We start from the raw sequence: 15831 nt of genomic DNA, 5'->3' as shown, positions 1-15831 counted from the left end.
CGAAGCAGAGTAAGGTGTTCATCCTACTCTGCTTTTTTGTGAAAATGACTTTATTTAATAAAAAAACATAAAGACGCATCACAGCTCTTTTGTTTGCCTCTAATTAGTGGTAAAATTGTTGCTATCAGTCTAAAGATTATTCGGGGTGTCGATGTGAAAAAATTTAATCCAAATAAAAATATAATTATCACGCTGATCGTCGTGATCATTGTGGTTACGGTCATTAGTTTTACCGCAGCTCACAGAGCAAATAGTGGGAAAACAAATCTTGGGCAATCAGCAGTTAACGACAGCGTAGGTTTTGTTGATAAAGTTATTGCGTTTCCAGGTAAAGTAATCAGTAGTGGAGTATCATCAATCAGTACGCTTTTTAACACCTACGATGAAAATCAACGCTTAAAAGAAAGAATTGACGGATATGGTGAACTTTCTATCCAAAACGATAACTTAAAAAAAGAAAATGAAGCATTAAAAAAAGAACTTTCATTGAATGAGACATTAGGGAATTATGAAAAAGTAACGGCAACAGTTGTTTCTCGTTCTCCTGATATGTGGCAAGACTTATTGATCGTTGATCGAGGCTCAAATGATGGGATTGAACCGAATATGGCTGTCTTAGCTCAAAAAGGGCTGATCGGCCGTGTAGTTGAAGTAAATGCGACGTCTTCAAAAGTTGAGTTATTAACATCTAAAAATCAGAATTCAAATCATTTTCCAGTTCAAATCAATTCTGAAAAAGGTGATTCATATGGTCTTTTGAAGGAGTATGATGACAAAGAAAATACATTGATCGTCAGTCAATTGGTAGGAGATATGGATATCAAAGAAGGCGACATTGTTCAAACATCTGGATTAGGACAAAATTCTCCAGCGAATCTGCCAGTCGGTGTGGTTCAAAAAGTTAAACCAGACAGCTATGGCTTAGATCGAGAAGTTTATGTTAAGCCGTACGCTGAAATGTATAATATACCCGTTGTGACGATCATCAAGAGACTAGCTGGAGCGGGGGAGTAAGATGCAAGTGATGCAAGTAATTCGAAAAGAAAATGTTAGATACTATGCGCCGATAGTTTTCTTTTTACTGATGCTGATCGACGGTCAATTAACTCAAGCTGCACGGAATGTAACAGATAACGTCTATTTTCCAAATGCTCACTTTATGTTGTTGGCATTTTTGATGGCAGTCCCTAATCTGTCTAAACGCTATTTGTTAATCACAGCTCTGGTTTTAGGAATGATTTGCGATAGTTATTATATCGGTATCATTGGGATCTATACGGTTGCTTTAGCAGCGACTGTTATGATGATGTATCGGTTTCAACGAGTGGTTCATACGAATCTTTTAACGGCTTTTTTTGGGATGATTATTTTTGTGACTACGTATGAACTGATTGCGATGGGGCTACAAATTATTTTTCATCTATCAAACGTGGCGCCGCTATTATTTATCACAAAAGTTTTAGGACCAACACTACTTTTTAATATGTTGATATTTGTTATTTTTTCTTATCCAATGAAAAGACTATTCGCTAATGAATAGTCTTTTTTTATTGGAAATGGACAAAATATTGTAAGAGATATTATTGAAAAGTCCATTTTTTAAGGTTTCAGAAAGATTATTGGTGTTATTTAATTCAGTTCAGTGAAACAATTTTGTAATATGCCTTTTATCTGTATGTCATACTGCTATGTTACAATTAGCACGTTGTCAGATTAAAATAAAACTGAAATAATACCCAGAACTTATAAAATACATACAGTAAATGCCGGAGGAATAAAGAGTGAAAAAAAGTATATTATCAGCGTTGATGGTTTGTTCGATCACGCTTACTTCAGCTGCCTTGCCTATGGCTGCAGTTGCAGATGACTATGATACCAAGATTGAAAAGCAAGATGAAATCATCAATGGACTAAAAACAAAAGAATCAGAGGCTTTGTCTAAATTATCAGCAATTGAATCAGATATGTTGACGACAGCTACTAAAATTGATGAATTGACAGCTAAGAAAAAAACACTTAAAGAAGAAATCACAAAGTTATATGGTGAGATTTCTGATTTGAATGTTCGTATTCAAAAAAGAGAAGTTCAAATGCGCAATCAAGCTCGTGATGTTCAAGTAAGTGGAACAAGCACTAGTTATTTAGATGTAATCATCAATTCCGAGTCTATCTCTGATGCAATCAGTCGTGTTCAAGGAATCACAACGCTGGTTAATGCAAATAATGATTTATTAGAACGACAAACGTCTGATAAAGAAGACGTAGAAAAAAAGACAAAGACAGTAGAATCACAAATTTCTGTTTTAGAAACTTCTACAAAAGAACTAAATGAAAAACAAGCATCTTTAAATACTTTAAAAATTGAGCAAGAAATTGCTAAAAATGAGTTAGAAGCACAACGCTCAACAGAAGAAAACAAGAAATCTGAGTATGTTGATCAAAAGGCTGCAGCTCAAAAGAAATTAGAAGAAGAACAAGCAAAACAAGCGAAACAAGCCGAAGCACAAAGAAAAGCTGAAGCTGAAGCAGCTAAAAAACTTGCTGAAGCACAGGCTGCAAATCCTGGGCTTGCAAAAATGAATGTTGTAGAAGAAAATGGTACAACGAATGAAGCTCCAGCTACACTAGTATCAGAAAAACCAAATGGCAGTACTGCTGGCGGTGGTAGTAGTATTGGTACTGGCGGCGTGTCAGCAGCAAAGAAAAAAGCAGCGCAAATTGCTTTGAATGCTGTAGGCCAAACAAATCCAACCGGATGGGGTCAAAGCGGTGAGTGTATTGTAGCTGTACAAAATTGGCTGAATGCAGCAGGCATTAGATTCTCACCAGGTGGTCCTCATAGTGGATATACTCAATCAGGAGCAGTTCAAGTGTCTTGGTCTGATGTTCAAGTTGGAGACGTTGTTCAATACGAAAACGCTCTTAGCCCTGATGCTTGGTTGGACGGCGTTCACACGGTCCTAGTCGTTGGTGTCAACGGCAGTTCAGTTCAGATCGTTGAATCAAATAATCCAGCAGGTTCCGGGTATGTGTCAACAACCACTGGTTGGACACCAAGCCCATATGCAGCAAACTTTAGAGCCGTTGTATGGCGCTTTCCAGGATAAGCTAATAGAATAATTAAATCCCTACCGACTAAAATCAAATAGATTTTGTGGGTGGGGATTATTTGTAATATATCATTTATTGAAGTATGGTAAGAGAATCAGTGTTGTGTTATAGATGATAGGTGATTATTCAGATGTCATTTTGAACTATCAAAAATGAAATACTCCTGTAACATTAATTTTATATGTATGACATGTGATTATGATACAATGATTTCGTTGTCAATATAAGAATGAAAATTACTCAAAAGATGAATGAATTTATTATAAGTAAAAAGTCGGAGGAATGAATTTTGAAAAAAAGTATATTACCATTACTAATGATTTGCTCATTAACCCTAACATCTGTAGCTTTACCATTAGTTTCATCAGCAGATGAAGTGGACTCTAAAATTCAACAAAAAGACCAAGCAATTTCAGGATTGAAGTCTCAAGAAGCAGACGCTCAAAGCCAAGTAGCAGCAGTACAAAATCAAGTAGCTTCAATTAACGAAAAAGCAGAAACATTATTAGCTGAACAAGGCAAATTAAGAAAAACATCTTCTAACTTAGAAAAAGAAATTTCACAATTAACAAAACGTATTGAAAAACGTGAAGTGGCCATTCAAAACCAAGCACGTGACGTACAAGTTAACGGTAACAGCACAAGCTACATGGATGCATTATTGAATGCAAAATCAGTTTCTGATGCTATTACTCGCGTTACTGCAATGTCTACAATCGTTAATGCCAACAACGACTTAGTGAAACAACAACAAGAAGATAAAAAAGCAGTTGAAACTAAGAAAACTGAAAATGAAAATAAATTACAAGAACTTCAAGACAACCAAGTTGAACTTGAAGCACAAAAAGGCGATCTTGTTAAAGCGGAAGCTGATTTGAATGTACTACAAACAACATTAGCTGCTGAACGAGCAACTGCTGAAGATCAAAAAGCTGGTTTAGTAAAAGAAAAAGAAGCAGCTATTGCAGAACAAGCACGTATTGCAGAACAAGAAAAAGCAGTAGCAGCTAATGCTAAAAAAGCAGCTGAAGAAGCTAAAACGGCTAAAGCAACAACGCCAAGCACAACGACTGCTTCATCTTCAAATACTGAAGAATCAACAACAGGTAGTTCAACAGAAAATAATAATTCAGGTGTTGTAACACCTCCTGCTAATAATAGCGGAGGCGGCGGAGCAGTTACACCAACTCCACAACCTGAACCACAACCCAAACCAGATCCGATTCCGGATCCAGTTTTACCACCATCAACTGGTGGCTCTGCAATCTCTGTTGCAGCAGCGCAAGTTGGTAAACCATATGTTTGGGGAGCTAAAGGTCCAGGAAGCTTTGACTGTTCAGGTTTAGTCTACTACGCATTCATGCAATCAACTGGCCGTAATGTCGGTGGGTATACAGTTGCACAAGAAAGTGCTGGTACACGTATCTCTGTGGGTGAAGCTCAAGCTGGAGATTTATACTTCTGGGGTAGCCCAGGTGCTTCTTACCACGTAGCAATTGCTACAGGTGGTGGCGGTTATATCCACGCTGGAAATGAAAGTACAGGCGTTGAATACAGCAATGTTGGTTCATTTACACCAAGCTTCGCTGTACGTATGTAATCAAACTTAATTTAATAATTTAAGAACCAGACAGTTGTCTGGTTCTTTTTCTGTATACAAACTAAAAAGAAGCTTCAACGAAAAATCCGTTGAAACTTCTCAATACTATTTAATATACTCTTCTGTCAATTCCATAAACTCATTCACATCTTTAATCACTTGATCGATCCCAGCTTGCCAAAAATCAGGTTTTGTTAAATCAACATCGAGATGTTTTTTAGCTAAGTCTTCTGAAGTCATAGATGCAGTATCACGAAGTAAGGCAATATATTGATCTTCGAAATCACTACCTTGTTTATTTGCATAAGCATAAATCCCCATACTGAACAAGTAGCCAAATGTGTAAGGGAAATTATAAAATGGAACATCATCAATAAAGAAATGTAATTTGCTTGCCCAAAAATGAGGATGATAAGTTCCTAAACTATCTTGATAACTTTCTTTTTGCGCTTCAAGCATCAATTCGGTTATTTCATCTTCACTAAGCAACCCTTTTTGACGAGCTTGATAAAAACTATTTTCAAAAATGAAGCGAGAGTGGATATTCATAAACATCGCAATTGCATTTTGCATCTTAGTATCTAATAAATTAATTTTCTCCTCAGGCGTTTCTGCTTCTTTAAGGGTCGCATCAGCAACAATCAATTCTGCGAACGTGCTGGCTGTTTCTGCGACGTTCATTGCATATTCTCGATCAAGAGTTGGAAGATCCCACATCACGCTGCTATGGAACGCATGACCTAATTCATGAGCCAAGGTTGCGACTTCATTGATCGAGTTTCCAAATGTCATAAAAATTCTAGATTCTTTGGTTTCAGGAAGTTCAGTACAATAACCGCCGGGGCGTTTATCGGGACGATCTTCTGCTTCGATCCAACTTTTTTCAAAAGCATCTTTAGCAAATGTCGCCATTTTTGGACTAAATTTTTCAAAGTTTTCTAAAATAAATTCTGCAGCTTCATCAAAGCTATATGTTTTTTCTTTTAAATCGCCTAAAATGATTGGTGCATCTTGATCTTGCCAGTCCATTTTTTCTTTTCCGAATAATTGTGCTTTACGCGTCAAAAAGTCAATAAAGGGCTGTTTATTTTTTTGAATCGTTGCCCACATGACATCTAGGGTTTCTTTTTGCATACGGTTATAGTTCAATGGTTTTTCTAAGAAATCAGTCACACCATGTAGTTTGTATTCACTTAAACGGAATCCATCTAAATGATTCAAAGTGTCTGCTAATAAGGGGGCTTTTTCACTCCAAGCGTTTTCCCATTCTTTGAATAGTTGGGCACGAACCTCTGCGCTAGGATCACTCATCATCCGATTAAAAGCTTGTCCAGCTGAAAGTGAAATAGTTTGACCGTCCTCTGTGAATGGAATCGAAATACTCGCCACAATCGTATCATAATGGCTACTCCAAGCGTTAAGACCGTCTAAAGATAATGTATTGATAATGTTCTCTTCCTGCTCGGATAATAGCTGCATACCGTCACGACGAATTTCATTTAAACGAAACGCAATCGATTCAAAGGCAGGTAAAGCTGTTAAGGTTTGCCAATGCTCATCAGAAATTTCTGTCAATTTTTTAGTGAAAATAGTTTCTGCTAACTGAATTGCAGGTAATAATGAAAAGAGGTCACCAGACAAAATTTTAGCTTTCTTATCTTTTGTATCTGCAGATGCTAATGCGTTGATAAAGCTGTTGCATTGTGAAAAACCATCAGAAATTGTTCCTTGTAAAGTTAAGATTTGTTGCAATTCTTGATAATCAGTGTCATTTTCTGGTGTCCACTGTTCAATCAATTGGTGATATGTTTGGCTTTGCTCTTTCAATTCTGTTAAACGTTGTTCCAATTGTACCGAGTGGCTACCTCCTGGGAAAATGCTATCTAAATCCCAAACGAGCGAATAAGTCATATCTGATTCCTTCTTTCTTAATTCTATTTCTTCTAGTATATCATAAGAAAAAAAGATTGAGCGATTGTTTATTTTATTATAAAAAACTACTATAATGATAGTAATTGAAACGAGGTGACAAATTGAAAAAACAGTTGAAAAATAGTAATTTCTATATATTTCTGGCCTTTTTAATTATGGCAGTTTTATTTTATAGTTCTTCTCAAACATACGAACTACAATCTCAAGTTGGATTGTTGGACAAGTTATTGAGTAATCATCCATTTAAGGAACAATTGAAAGGCATCTCATTTAGCTATGCTGGAAGTGAAGTAAGCATTCAAGCACGAGGTTATGCAAAATTTGTGGAGTTCTTTATTCGCAAAGGTGCTCATTTTGGGACATACTTTTTATTAGGTGGTAGCTGGTTTATTGGATTAAATATGAGAATCAAACAACCGCTTTTAATTGGTGTTGTTGCGTGGCTTACAGCAACAGGTTATGCTGGTTTGGATGAATACCATCAAATGCTGACAGGTGGTCGGACACCACTATTTCAGGATGTGATGCTGGATTCTATCGGCGCACTTACGGCAGTGGTTCTTTGTTTACTTGTGATTGGTATCAAAAAATTGAAGAAAAAATAAGTGAAGTACTAATGAGCGTCTGAAATAATAATTCAGTTTTTTAAATAAATGGAGCGATACTTTGATATTCAGAGGATTGTTTCATTTATTTTTATAATTTAAGTAAAAAATCAGTCTCTAGCTGGATGTCCATAGAATGAAAATATTCTACTATGAGTAGAGTAGATGAAATTAGACGAAAAGGAGAGAGTGGCATCTGATGAAACAGTTCTGCAAATCAGTATTGGCGATAATCGTCATCATGGGAATCTGTGTGATGGGGCTGAGAATTTATACGTACAATAATACCTCGACTGCTGCAGCTATGATCGATCACTTTAATCCGTTGGTCAAGACCGCAACTCTTTATACTAAGACAACAGAAAAATATGAGTACAAATATCCTGATGCAGTCACAAAAATAGAAAATTTTGCATATATTCAAAATTGTTACACTAATAATGGACAAAAGCGGAAACTAGAATATATTTCGTTTGGGAAAAAGTTAACCCCAGACAAATTCCTTAAACTCACTGTTAAAGGTCAGAAAGTTTTGGATTGGGAAGAAATAGATAAACGAGATTTGTCGAAAGAAATATTGCCCTTATTATAGTTAAATGAAAAAAATCTTACGTAGAAAATAGTCTAATTCAAAAGAAATCCTTCTATAATCTATAAGTAAGGAGTGATTAAATTTGGAACGTGTGATTATTAATAAAAAGCAGACAAGAGATACTGCAACGATCCCAAGCTTAGGGATGTTGGCCTATCGAATTTTTCCAGATACAGAGTGCATCAATATTCAATTATTGAGCGGAGCGCAAGAAGAATGTACAATTCCATTTAAAGATGGAGAAATGTTCAGCTTGCGTGATGTGAATTTACAGCTAGATGTTGTTGATTAAAATGAAAAAAAGGTAAGACAACCGATTTCAATAGGTGTCTTACCTTTTTTACTGTAATCTGTCTCAAATAAGAGTAAAGGTTGCAACTATTAGGAAGAATAGTAAAATAGAAGGTAATAAATTAAATTAGATTATCTAGCTTTAAGAGTGAGTCTTTCGGAAAAAAGATAAGATGCTGGATGAGCAAGATACACTTTTTAAAATAGGAGGAATAACAATGGCAGGGCATAGTAAATGGAAAAATATTCAAGGTAGAAAAAATGCACAGGATGCGAAACGAGGAAAGATTTTTCAAAAATTATCAAGAGAAATTTATATGGCGGCTAAAGCAGGAGGAGCAGATCCAGCAACTAATGCAGCGTTAAGATTGGTTATGGATAAAGCCAAAGCGGCTAATATGCCTAATGATAATATTGACCGCGCAATTAAAAAAGCCAGTAGTGCGGGAGAAAATGAGCACTATGACGAGATTACTTATGAAGGATATGGACCAGCGGGGGTAGCGATTTTAGTCTATGCTTTGACAGACAATCGTAATCGTACAGCAACGAATGTCCGAGTTGCTTTTACTAGAAATGGCGGTTCTTTAGGTGAAACAGGTTCCGTGAGTTATATGTTCGATCGCAAAGGGTATATCGCAATTGAGCGCTCAGGTCTTTCGGTTGATGAAGATACGATGTTTGAAAATGTATTGGAAGCAGGCGCAGAGGATTTGGAAACATCTGAAGAAGTGTTTGAAATTTATACGGCACCAGAAGATTTTACTACAGTCAGAGATACCTTAGAGAAAGATGGTTATACATTGGCACAAGCGGAATTGACGATGGTGCCGCAAACCTTGGTAGAACTGGAAGAAGAGCAACAAGAACAACTACAAATTCTGATCGATAAACTAGAAGAAGACGATGATGTATCAGAAGTTTTCACTTCAGCTGATAGGTGATTCTTTAGAAATAGTGAAAATGATGACATAAAGTTGTCATCATTTTTATGTTAATTTATAGTCATCACGTTAAAGAGGATGATACGATGAATTATCGAGTTGAGCAAAAAGCAGCATTCACTGTTAGAGGATACACAAAAGAAATAGCTAAGATCGAAAACAATGAAAATTTCTATGCAATATCACACTTCTGGTCAAATTTGACAGACGAAAAAATCAATCAGCTGGTGTCTATCTCAGATGGCAGTGTCCAGGGGGTATTAGGTGTTTCTGATAGTAATGAGAGTAAAAAAGAACAATTTAACTATACGATTGGAACAAGTGTAAATCATGAGGAATCTGCTAAAAACGAGTTAAATGATCGCCCATTTCCAGCCTCCTCTTGGGCAATATTTAAGTGTATCGGCGCGATTTCAGCAGGAATTAAGGCCATCGATGAAAACCAGCCTTTTGAGCTTAATAACTTGATGCAATTAAAACAAAAAAAGTATGCACCGTGGCTAGATGAGTCAATTTTGGAAAATACTGAGATTCCGAGAATAGAGTTTTATCCGCTTGGAGACATGGAAGCGGCAGATTATCTCTGTGAATTATGGATACCTATAAAACAGTAAAAGAGGGATAAAATGAAAGAAATCACTGATGTAAGTGTTGCAACTGTTTTTGAACGTTATCCTGAAGAATATCGAAAACCTTTACTGGCAATTCGTGATCTGATTTTTGTTACAGCAGCGAATTTAACTGTTGTTGGTGAGTTAGAAGAAAGTTTAAAATGGCATCAGCCTTCTTATGCAACGAAAGTAAGCAAGTCAGGCAGTCCAATCCGTATCGATCGTTTTGGTGATGAAAAAATCGCGGTCTTCTTTCACTGTCAAACGACTTTAGTAGAGGAATTTAGAGCGTTATTTAGTGATGTTTTCGAGTTTTCTAAGAATCGAGCAATTGTTATTGATCCTGAAAAAGAACTACCAGTCAATGAACTGACTTTTTGTATTGAGCAAGCATTGACATATCATAAGAGATAAACTAAAAAGGAACTATACAATACCACAGATAATGGGTTTGTATAGTTCCTTTTTAGTTGGCGTAAATAGAGCTTGATGATCCTATTGGCGTTTAATAAATGTATAAGGAATGGACACCGTTCTTCTTACTTCTTCCCACAAAAGATGGAAAGCCGCTTCCCCACACTGATCGATATGGTGATCGATCGTCGAAAAATTAAGCAGTCTGCTGGAAAGTAAATTTTCCTCTCCAATCACTGTCACCTGGTCTCGAGAAACATGCTGTAAAATACCAGCAGCAACATCATCGCCATTGGTGACGATCACTTCAAGTTCTTTTAACTGTGCAAAATGAATTCCCGCTTGGATACCATCTTCGTATGTACGGCAGTTTCTAACAATCATTGACTCATCAAAATAGCCGATGATATCACTGTAAGCTTGTAACACCAATCCAGTACTAGCACTTTCTTTTTCAGTACGTCCGACTGTTAAACCAATTTTATGATAGCCTTGTTTTTTCAAACTTGTAAAAAGATCAACATAGGATGCTTCACGTTTGATTGAAACACAGGAAATAGGGAAATTACCCGTATCTTCACAACAAACGATCGGTGCATATTTTAGATAATGTGTAATGGTTTCAAAAGAAACTTTTTTTGAGGTAATGATCATACCGTCCCAAGCTTTTGCAGCTAATTCATCCAAATAGTGTTTCTCGATGTCAGGATCATAATTAGTTGGAAGTAAGGTCACTTTATAGCCCTCGTCAAACGCAGCATTCAAGATACCGCTGACGATTTTATCAGAGTAAGGGTGGTTGGCATAAGGGATCATGACCGCAATATGTTTTGATTTACCACTACTCAAATCACGCGCCTTGGCATTGGGTATATAATCTAGTTCGTGCATGATTTTCAATATCTTTGCTCGTTTTTCCTCAGATACATAAGGATGATTATTTAAAACGCGAGAAACGGTAGTGACTGAATAACCAGATAGCTTGGCAATATCACGAATATTTGCCATAAATGACTCCTTTCAAACCTAGTAACTAACGCTTACAGAACGCAGAATCCGGCTTAAAAAAGGCATCAAGTGATTTCCGTAATCAATAAAGTGAAAATGTTCTCCTTCATAATCAAAGCAAATAAAATCAAGCTCGCCTTCTTCTCCAAACGTTAATCCGTCTATTTTAGCCAATTCTACTGCTTTATCAATTGGTTTGCAATAGTTATTCAAACTACGAATCACAAGTACTCCTTTTTCAGTTGATAAAGAAACAAAGTAATAATCGAGTCCTAAGAAATCAGTTAATTCAAGCATACCATTCATCATAAATCGATTCCTCCTGTCTTTTTTTCAACTATAAAGTATGAAACGCGTATCAGGTCAAGAGGAATGAGTGTATTTATTTTGTTATAGCTTTTTAATGATAATTTTTTGTTCGATTCGATCGATATCAAGCTGTTTCATTTCAGGGAACCAGTTAAGCACATTAGCTGTTGAATAACTAACCGCTTTTTTTAAGACATCAATATCTTTTAAGGACCCTAATGTCAGGTATTTGACCAATCCACCTAAAAAGAAATCACCACAGGCAATTGGGTTTTTCGCCTGAACTGGTGGGACAAAAAGATGATAAATCTGTTGATTTAATTTTGCGATAACCCCTTTTTCCCCAAGTGTGACGATGAAATAGGGAATGGCTGCTGCTGTTTCTGAATTTAGAAAGTTGACATAATCCTCTAACTCTTTAAAGGTGCGATCAGGAACTAAATCATTTAGTTCTTCATCATTGATTTTGATCACATCAGGTTTTCCCTTATAAGCTTCAACCAAAGCGGGACCACTAGTATCAATGAAAAAGCGAATATTTTGCCCTTTTAATTGATTTTGAATCTGGGCAATATAATCATCAGGCATTCCTTTCATTAAGGACCCGGAAAAAACAACGGTGTCTTTTGGTTGGATCGTATTTAGTAATTGCTTGGTAAATTTGTTTAATAAAAGGGGATTCAACACGAAACTATTTTCATAAATGGGATAAATTCTATGGGTCTTTGTATCTACAATGATAGTGCAAAATCGTGTATTGACATCCACATCGGTTATTTCTAAATGAATATCTTTTATTGAGGCAAGTTCTTTTAAAAACGCGCCATTTCGCCCGCCTAAAATCGTATGGATGCAGTAAGGAACAGTCGAATCTTCAAAGTCTAGTGCATAAGCGACGTTAAAACTTTTCCCGCCAGCAAATTCTTTTACTTCATAAGGGCGATTAGGTCGTTCAGAAGTAAAATTTTCTACTAAAAGTGTTCGGTCGATGGCTGGATTTGGGCAAATCAAATGAATCATTTGGAACAACTCCTTAAATGTTATTGACATAATAAACGATCTGAAGAAAATTAAGCGGTTTCATTCTTTAGCTTGGAAATGACACATATAAGAAACGAAGGACGTATTGCAAGCGCGTTTCTAACATGTGTCGAGCATCACATTTCATAGGTTGAGAATTCGATTTTATAGTAGTCCCATTTTTTATAACTTTCAACATATTCTGCTACTGTTCCATCTTGTAAGGTTGTCTTTTTTTTCTGGAAAACGACAGGTTCACTTTCTGAAATAGCTAAAAGTTTTGCCACTTTTTTTGGTGTAGGAAATAAAATTTCGTTTGTTTCAGTTGCATGCTCATCATACATGTGGATCCCAAATTCTGTTTTAAATCTCTCGTAAATTGAGTCATAGTAACTTAGTTCTTGTATCTCAGGATTGATAAATTGATTTGGCATATAAGTAAAATGCAAAATAAAAGCAATATCGTCGACTTTACGAACTCGGGTGATTCGTCTGTATGTTTGGTCAGGTTGTAAGTTTAGCTCTTCAAGGATTGTTGGATCAGATTCTTCTACGATGCTGATAACTTCAACAGTTTCAGTTTTACCTGCAAAAATTTCTATATCTGTAAATTCAACCAGTTTTCTTTTTCTAGAACGTGAGACGTATGTTCCTTTACCTTGATAACGTACCAGATAGCCTTCTGATGCTAATTCTTGGATCGCTCTGATTACAGTGATAGAACTTGCATTATACAATTTGATCAACTCGTTCTCACTATAAAAACGATCACCATGCTCAAATTCGCCGGATTTTATTTTGTTTAGTAAGTCATTTTTTATTTGCTGATACTTTGGGATTTTCATAGCACACCTCCATTTTTCTCTTACTTAATATAATAAGTTAAATGTTGAAAAATAGCCATGATTTTTAATGATACAGAATAAAAAAGATATTTATTGACAAATCCTACGCAAAGAAGTTAATATGTTAATATATTAACTGGAAGCGTTTTAAAGGAGAGGTCGGAATGCATACATTTGAAGTGAAAGAGGATTTTTTACTGGATGGGAAACCGTATAAAATCATGTCAGGGGCTATACATTATTTTAGAATTAGACCAGAAGAATGGTATCACTCGTTATACAACTTGAAAGCCTTAGGATTTAATACAGTGGAAACATATATTCCTTGGAATTTACACGAACAAGAAGAAGGAAAATTTGATTTTACGGAGCATCTAGATATTCAAAAATTTGTATATTTGGCACAAGACTTAGGATTATTCGTTATTTTACGTCCATCCCCTTATATTTGTGCAGAGTGGGAATTTGGAGGGTTACCTGCTTGGTTATTGAACGATCTTGATATGAGAAATCGTTCTAGTGATCCTCTATTTATTGAAAAAGTAGCAAACTATTATGAAAAATTGTTTCAACAAATTAGTCCGCTGCAAGTCGATCAAGGTGGACCTGTCATTATGATGCAGTTGGAAAATGAATATGGATCATATGGTGAGGATAAAGAATATTTATTGGCTATGTATAACTTAATGAGAAAAAATCAGGTCAACGTACCACTTTTCACCTCAGATGGTGCTTGGGATGAAGCGCAGACATCTGGTATGTTTTTAGAGAAAGATATCTTAAGCACAGGTAATTTTGGTTCAAAAGCCAAAGAGAATTTCACTCAATTGAGGAATCTTCACCAACGTCATGGAAAAAAATGGCCGTTGATGTGTATGGAATTTTGGGACGGTTGGTTCAATCGTTGGAGTGAGGAAATTATCAAGCGAGATCCTGAAGAATTAGCAGATGCGGTTGGAGAGGTTTTAGAATTAGGCAGTATCAATCTTTACATGTTTCACGGTGGTACCAATTTTGGTTTCATGAATGGCTGCTCAGCAAGAGGGCGTAAAGATTTACCGCAGATAACATCGTATGATTATGATGCTTTACTAGATGAACAAGGAAACCCAACAGAAAAATTTTTCGCTGTACAAAGGAAAGTCCATGCGTTATTTCCTGATATAAAACAATCAGAACCACTTAGAAAATCAGTCTTGGAGCCAGCTGTGGCTCAATTGAAAGAAAAGGTCAGTCTATTTTCTGTAGTAGAGTTGATTTCACAGCATAAATCAAGTAAATATCCTGAGAATATGGAGAAATTAAACCAAAATTATGGCTACGTACTGTACAGAGCGAAGATTTCTAAACACTCCGATGAAGAGTTTATAAGAGTGATCGACGCAAGTGATCGTGTTCATGTCTTTTTAAATCAAGCGAAAATTGCGACACAATATCGAGATGAAATTGGTGAAAAAATCTTTTGCCACCCAAATGAAGCACGAAATCAGTTGGATATTCTAGTTGAAAATATGGGACGTGTGAATTACGGGCATAAATTGTTAGCGGATACACAACGAAAAGGAATTCGTACTGGTGTTATGGCAGATTTGCATTTTATTTGTGAATGGGATCAATACAATATTGATTTCTCAAAACTTGACGATATTGATTACAAGCAACCGTGGATCGAAGGAACACCAGCATTTTATCGCTATGAATTCGCTGTGGAGAATCCTGCCGATACATTTATTGATTTGCAAAAATTTGGCAAAGGAGTGGTGATGATCAATGGATTTAATTTAGGTAGATTTTGGAATGTAGGACCGACACTTTCTCTGTACGTTCCAGCATCTGTCTTGAAAACAGGCGCCAATGAGATCATTGTATTTGAAACAGAAGGAGAGTGGGCATCAGAACTTAATTTTGATAAGCAGCCAAAATACAAAGAAATACAGGAAGGATAGTGAAGAAGATGAGTATTATTGCAGTGAGAATCGACGGGAGATTGATTCATGGACAGGTAGCTAATCTTTGGACAACAAAATTAGATATTAGTCGCATTATGGTTGTTGATGATGAGGTATCAGAAAATGCGATTGAAAAGAGTGGGCTAAAATTAGCAACGCCGTCTGGTGTGAAATTAAGTGTTTTGCCGATAGAAAAAGCCGCCGCTAATATTTTGGCTGGGAAATATGATTCGCAAAGGCTATTGATCATTGCTAGAAAACCTGATCGCTTATTAAAATTAGTTGAATTGGGCGTTCCAATCAAAGAAATAAATGTTGGCAATATGTCGCAAAGTGAGCATTCTAAAGCAATCACTAAGTCGATCAACGTATTGGAAAAGGATATTGAAGAGTTTAAAAAATTAGATGCTGCAGGTGTAAAATTAATTTCACAAATGGTGCCGAGTGATAAATCAGAAGACTTTATGAGTTTATTGAAATAGGGAATGTGTTTTATGAGCGAGTTAGTTTCTTGAAAAAAAGATAAAAATAGAATGAGGCAAAAAACACCTCAGTCGATTTTTCCTATTTTCCATTCGAGACTAAACGAGCCCACTATAC

17 protein-coding genes are annotated in these 15831 nt (G+C 36.1%); 12 read left to right on the top strand and 5 right to left on the bottom strand.

Translation table 11 applies throughout. From position 1 onward, the window contains the following. The first annotated feature begins 153 nt into the window (after positions 1-153). The 4 genes from mreC (at position 154) to I583_RS12745 (ending at position 4711) form a co-directional block, all read left to right on the top strand. Positions 154-1014 (top strand): rod shape-determining protein MreC, encoded by an 861-nt coding sequence (gene mreC, locus I583_RS12760; RefSeq protein WP_034683573.1) that lies wholly within the window; start codon positions 154-156, stop codon positions 1012-1014. A gap of 10 nt (positions 1015-1024) precedes the next feature. Beyond that, entirely contained in the window at positions 1025-1540 is a 516-nt protein-coding gene (mreD, locus tag I583_RS12755; protein ID WP_034683718.1) for a rod shape-determining protein MreD, read from the top strand. Between the two features lie 241 nt (positions 1541-1781). After that, a complete protein-coding gene (locus tag I583_RS12750; protein WP_010761814.1) occupies positions 1782-3107 on the top strand; it encodes a coiled-coil domain-containing protein in 1326 nt (441 codons plus the stop codon). A 293-nt stretch (positions 3108-3400) separates the two neighbouring features. Continuing rightward, positions 3401-4711, top strand: coding sequence for a coiled-coil domain-containing protein (locus tag I583_RS12745; RefSeq protein WP_010761813.1), 1311 nt, complete (start codon positions 3401-3403; stop codon positions 4709-4711). Between the two features lie 105 nt (positions 4712-4816). Here the strand turns inward: I583_RS12745 and I583_RS12740 are convergent, their stop codons facing one another. Beyond that, positions 4817-6622, bottom strand: coding sequence for a M3 family oligoendopeptidase (locus tag I583_RS12740; protein WP_010761812.1), 1806 nt, complete (start codon positions 6620-6622; stop codon positions 4817-4819). 122 nt (positions 6623-6744) lie between these two features. Here I583_RS12740 and I583_RS12735 point away from each other — a divergent pair, with 122 nt between their 5' ends. The 6 genes from I583_RS12735 (at position 6745) to I583_RS12710 (ending at position 10100) form a co-directional block, all read left to right on the top strand. Next, complete coding sequence (locus tag I583_RS12735) at positions 6745-7248, top strand: VanZ family protein (protein ID WP_010761811.1); 504 nt, start codon at positions 6745-6747, stop codon at positions 7246-7248. A gap of 199 nt (positions 7249-7447) precedes the next feature. Beyond that, positions 7448-7840, top strand: a complete 393-nt coding sequence (locus I583_RS12730) for a YxeA family protein (RefSeq protein ID WP_010761810.1) — start codon at positions 7448-7450, stop codon at positions 7838-7840. Between the two features lie 91 nt (positions 7841-7931). After that, positions 7932-8132 carry a hypothetical protein gene (locus I583_RS12725; protein WP_244264897.1) on the top strand — a complete coding sequence of 67 codons (201 nt, stop codon included), beginning with the start codon at positions 7932-7934 and terminating at the stop codon, positions 8130-8132. A 217-nt stretch (positions 8133-8349) separates the two neighbouring features. Then, the gene (locus tag I583_RS12720) at positions 8350-9075 is read left to right on the top strand and encodes a YebC/PmpR family DNA-binding transcriptional regulator (RefSeq protein ID WP_010761808.1); all 726 of its coding nucleotides are present in this window, start codon (positions 8350-8352) and stop codon (positions 9073-9075) included. An 86-nt stretch (positions 9076-9161) separates the two neighbouring features. Then, the gene (locus I583_RS12715) at positions 9162-9689 is read left to right on the top strand and encodes a GyrI-like domain-containing protein (protein ID WP_010761807.1); all 528 of its coding nucleotides are present in this window, start codon (positions 9162-9164) and stop codon (positions 9687-9689) included. Between the two features lie 12 nt (positions 9690-9701). Beyond that, positions 9702-10100 carry a DUF1801 domain-containing protein gene (locus tag I583_RS12710; protein WP_010761806.1) on the top strand — a complete coding sequence of 133 codons (399 nt, stop codon included), beginning with the start codon at positions 9702-9704 and terminating at the stop codon, positions 10098-10100. A gap of 81 nt (positions 10101-10181) precedes the next feature. Here I583_RS12710 and I583_RS12705 read toward each other — a convergent pair whose 3' ends face one another. From I583_RS12705 to I583_RS12690, 4 genes are all read right to left on the bottom strand, one after another. After that, positions 10182-11108 carry a LacI family DNA-binding transcriptional regulator gene (locus I583_RS12705; protein ID WP_010761805.1) on the bottom strand — a complete coding sequence of 309 codons (927 nt, stop codon included), beginning with the start codon at positions 11106-11108 and terminating at the stop codon, positions 10182-10184. A gap of 18 nt (positions 11109-11126) precedes the next feature. Next, complete coding sequence (locus I583_RS12700; protein ID WP_010761804.1) at positions 11127-11417, bottom strand: hypothetical protein; 291 nt, start codon at positions 11415-11417, stop codon at positions 11127-11129. Positions 11418-11498: 81 nt separating this feature from the next. Then, positions 11499-12437: a 1-phosphofructokinase family hexose kinase gene (locus I583_RS12695; protein WP_010761803.1), complete on the bottom strand. Its 939-nt coding sequence runs from the start codon at positions 12435-12437 to the stop codon at positions 11499-11501. A gap of 137 nt (positions 12438-12574) precedes the next feature. Beyond that, positions 12575-13282: a GntR family transcriptional regulator gene (locus I583_RS12690; protein WP_010761802.1), complete on the bottom strand. Its 708-nt coding sequence runs from the start codon at positions 13280-13282 to the stop codon at positions 12575-12577. A gap of 164 nt (positions 13283-13446) precedes the next feature. On the opposite strand from I583_RS12690, the gene I583_RS12685 reads away from it, so the two are divergent. Together I583_RS12685 and I583_RS12680 are read left to right on the top strand one after the other, a co-directional pair. Next, entirely contained in the window at positions 13447-15228 is a 1782-nt protein-coding gene (locus I583_RS12685; RefSeq protein WP_010761801.1) for a glycoside hydrolase family 35 protein, read from the top strand. 8 nt (positions 15229-15236) lie between these two features. Further along, positions 15237-15713 carry a PTS sugar transporter subunit IIB gene (locus I583_RS12680; RefSeq protein ID WP_010761800.1) on the top strand — a complete coding sequence of 159 codons (477 nt, stop codon included), beginning with the start codon at positions 15237-15239 and terminating at the stop codon, positions 15711-15713. Positions 15714-15831 lie beyond the last annotated feature (118 nt).

This window comes from Enterococcus haemoperoxidus ATCC BAA-382 (genome assembly GCF_000407165.1).
GTDB lineage: Bacteria > Bacillota > Bacilli > Lactobacillales > Enterococcaceae > Enterococcus_L > Enterococcus_L haemoperoxidus.
This window is presented reverse-complemented; position numbering and strand designations above follow the sequence as displayed.